General features: G+C 65.1%; 3 protein-coding genes and 1 pseudogene. 2 read left to right on the top strand and 2 right to left on the bottom strand.

Annotated elements, in window-relative coordinates; genetic code table 11:
- Positions 1-1,212 (bottom strand): annotated as a pseudogene (locus tag AC1D00_RS32200) (extracellular solute-binding protein); the annotation flags it as partial.
- 260 nt (positions 1,213-1,472) lie between these two features.
- Between AC1D00_RS32200 and AC1D00_RS32205 the strand changes: the two are divergent.
- Positions 1,473-2,294 (top strand): invasion associated locus B family protein, encoded by an 822-nt coding sequence (locus AC1D00_RS32205; RefSeq protein ID WP_477013439.1) that lies wholly within the window; start codon positions 1,473-1,475, stop codon positions 2,292-2,294.
- Between the two features lie 78 nt (positions 2,295-2,372).
- Here the strand turns inward: AC1D00_RS32205 and hspQ are convergent, their stop codons facing one another.
- Positions 2,373-2,705 (bottom strand): heat shock protein HspQ, encoded by a 333-nt coding sequence (gene hspQ / locus AC1D00_RS32210; protein ID WP_011087359.1) that lies wholly within the window; start codon positions 2,703-2,705, stop codon positions 2,373-2,375.
- A gap of 106 nt (positions 2,706-2,811) precedes the next feature.
- Here hspQ and AC1D00_RS32215 point away from each other — a divergent pair.
- A partial coding sequence (locus tag AC1D00_RS32215; protein WP_477013440.1) for an AEC family transporter occupies positions 2,812-3,502 on the top strand: 691 nt, incomplete at its 3' end.

A 3,502-nucleotide genomic window follows, 5' to 3' on the forward strand; every position in this document is an offset into this window, starting at 1 on the left:
GTCCATGACATCGGGTGGAATTTGTGCGGCGAACGGCTTGAGCAGCTCACGCTCGCGCGCGTCGGCCGGCTTGCCATAGGCCGACAGCTCCGAGCCGGCGAAATAGCCGGCGACGCGGGACTAGAGCGAGAAGAAGTAGTTGCGGTTGACCAGCTCGAAATCGAACAGCAGCGTCAGTGCCTGGCGCACGCGGATGTCGGCGAACATCGCACGGCGGGTGTTGAAGACCAGGAATTCCGAGGGCTGCGGCACGCCGGGCTTGACCGTGTCGCGGATCACCTCGCCGCTTCTGACGGCCGGAAAATCGTAGCCGTCGTGCCAGCGCAGCGGCTCGTTCTCGACGCGGAAATCGTAGAGGCCACGCTTGAAGGCCTCGAACTGGCCGTTGGCCTCACGGAAATAGTCGAGCCTGATCTCGTCGAAATTGTAGAGGCCGCGATTGACGGCGAGGTCGCGGCCCCAATAGTCGGGATTGCGCATGAGTGTCACGCTGGCGCCGGGCTTCACCGCGGCGACCCGATACGGGCCCGAGCCGACCGGCCCCGTCAGCGTCGTCTCCTCGAAGGTCGCGACATCGACCGCGTGCTTCGGCAGGATCGGCATCAGGCCGAGGATCAGCGGCAGTTCCCGGTCATTGGCGCCGGCGAGGTCGAAGCGGACGGTGAGGGGATCGGGCGCCTCGGCCCTGGCAACCTTGGCATAGTACTGCCGAAGGTTCGGGCGGCCGTGGTCGCGCAAAAGCTGCCAGGAGAACAGCACGTCCTCGGCGAGTACCGGCTTGCCGTCGGAGAAGCGGGCGCGGGGATCGAGGCGGAACGTGACATAGCTCCGCGCATCGTCGGTCTCGACCGATTTGGCGAGCAGGCCATAGAGCGTGAACGGTTCATCCTGGCCGCGCGCAAGCAGGCTCTCGACCACGTAGCTGCGCATCTGCTGCACGGCCAGTCCCTTCACGATGAAGGGATTGAGGCTGTCGAAGGTGCCGAGCATGCCCCAGGTCAGTCGGCCGCCTTTGGGGGCATCGGGATTGGCGTAGGGCATGTGGGTGAAACCGGCGGGCATCGCCGGCTTGCCATGCATGGCGATGGCATGGGCCTCCTCGGCCCGCGCGCTTGCCGGCAGCCCGGCGGCGAGGGCCATAACGAGGACCGAGGCGAGGATGATGCAATGGCGGATGCCGGGGCCCTCGAGCAGGCGCTGGAACATGAACATCGGCACACGTTGATTCGAGGACCGGCGGACCTGAATCCTATCACAGGGAATTTGGTGGGRCGCTGGCGCCAGGGCGGCCAAAGACGGTTGTCGGCATTGATCTTTTCGTCGGCCACGTTAAGAAGGCGGGCAATCGCGCAAGAGCGTCGAGCCCGTCACTTATCCGCCTCAATTGACGGGGAGAGAGCCGCGCCCAAGGCGGCCAGGTTCGGCGCTTCGGAGCGGTTCGGGCACTTCCCGTTCAGAAAGGGTTTTCCGCAATGAATTTACGTTACTTGGCCGCGTCCGTCCGGCCGCGCGGGCGACTTCTCGCCTTGTTGACGGCGACGGTGTTGGCCGTCCCGTTTGCCGCCGAGGCCCAGACCCCGACGCCGGCCCCCGGCGCGCCCAAGGCGGCAGCTCCGGCCCCGAAGGCCGCTCCGCCGAAGGCTGCCCCCAAGGCTCCCGCGCCGGCGGCCTCGCCGCAGGCCCAGCAGGCCCCGGCGCCGGGCGCCCCGCAGCAGGGCGCAGCCCAGCCGGCCGATCAGCAGATCCAGCTGATCTACGCCCCCTGGACCAAGTTCTGCCTCAAGGGCCAGGACGCCAACGCCAAGCAGGTCTGCTTCACCGGCAAGGACGGCCGCATCGAGTCGGGCCAGCCGGTCATCGCCGCCGTGATCATCGAGCCGGAAGGCGAACCGAAGAAGATCCTGCGCGTGACGCTGCCGCTCGGCATGCAGCTCGTGCACGGCACCCGCATCATCGTGGACAGCAATGCGCCGCTGCAGAGCCCGTACGTGATCTGCTTCCAGAACGGCTGCATGTCGGACTACGAAGCGACGCCCGAGCTCATCGCCAACATGAAGAAGGGCCAGAATCTCGTCGTCCAGGCGATCAACGCCAACGGCGCGCCGCTGACCCTGCCGCTGCCGCTCGCTGGCGAATTCCAGAAGGCCTATGACRGTCCGCCGACCGATCCGAAGGTGTTCGAGGAAACCCAGAAGAAGCTCCAGGAAGAGCTTCAGAAGAAGGCCGACGAGCAGCGCAAGAAGCTCGAGCAAAGCGGCGCTGCGCCCGGTGCGGCTCCGGCCGGCCAGAAATAATCGGGACCAGATMCCGGACATGAAAAAGGCGCTCACGTCGAGCGCCTTTTTTATTGGCCGCGTTGCCGGCGGCTCGACTCAGTTCAGCGACGGATTGCGCGGACGGTAGCCGCCGCCCTTGTCCTTGATGAAGATCTCGGCGACCTGCGAGTGCCGGATCGGCTCGCCCGACTCGTCGGGCAACAGATTCTGCTCGGACACATAGGCGACGTATTCCGATTCCGCGTTCTCCGCGAGCAGATGGTAGAACGGCTGATCCTTGTGGGGCCGCACCTCCTCGGGGATCGACAGCCACCACTCCTCGGTGTTGTTGAATTCCGGATCGATGTCGAAAATCACGCCCCGGAACGAGAAGATCCGGTGGCGAACGACCTGTCCGATCTGGAATTTCGCGGTCCGCGCTTTAATCATTCACCGTCGATAGACCAGGATTGTGGCCGATGCTAGTGGCCTCACCTGGAATTAATGCTCGCCTAGGGGGCGGATAGCCCTCAAGTCTTCAGAAAAAACCTTAGAAATGGCCGATATCCTCAATCTGGCATTACCTTATTTCGGCTTAATCTTCGTCGGATTTGCCTGCGGCAAGGTCAAGGCGCTGCCGGAAACGGGCCTGGCCTGGATGAACTTTTTCCTGCTCTACGTGTCGCTGCCGGCGCTGCTGTTCGCGATCATGTCGAAGACCCCGTTTGCGGAGCTGAACAACCCGCCGTTCCTGGTGGCGACCACGCTGTCGACGGTTACGGCGTTCGCGCTGGCGCTGGTCGTCGGCAAGGTTCTCGGCCGCCTGACGCTGCGCGAGGCGACGCTGGCAGGGCTCTCTGGCGGTTACGGCAATATCGGCTATATGGGGCCGGGGCTGGCGCTCGCCGTGCTCGGGACGAAGGCGTCGGCGCCGACCGCGCTGATCTTCTGCTGCGACAGCATCTTCCTGTTCACGATCGTGCCGCTCCTGATCGAACTCTCCGACCGCGATCATCCCTCGATCGTGCACGCCTTCGGCGTGGTGCTGAAGCAGATCGTGCTCAACCCGCTGATCATGTCGGCCTGTTTTGGCGCGGCGGTGGCAGCGCTGCATATCGAGCTGCCGGTCGCGCTCGACCGCACCATCACCTTCCTCCAGAACGCCGCCGCCCCGACCGCGCTGTTCGTGCTCGGCGTGACCGTGGCGCTCCGCCCGTTCGACCGGGTGCCGTGGGAGGTGCCGGGCG

This window comes from Bradyrhizobium sp. P2_E8 (assembly GCF_056403875.1).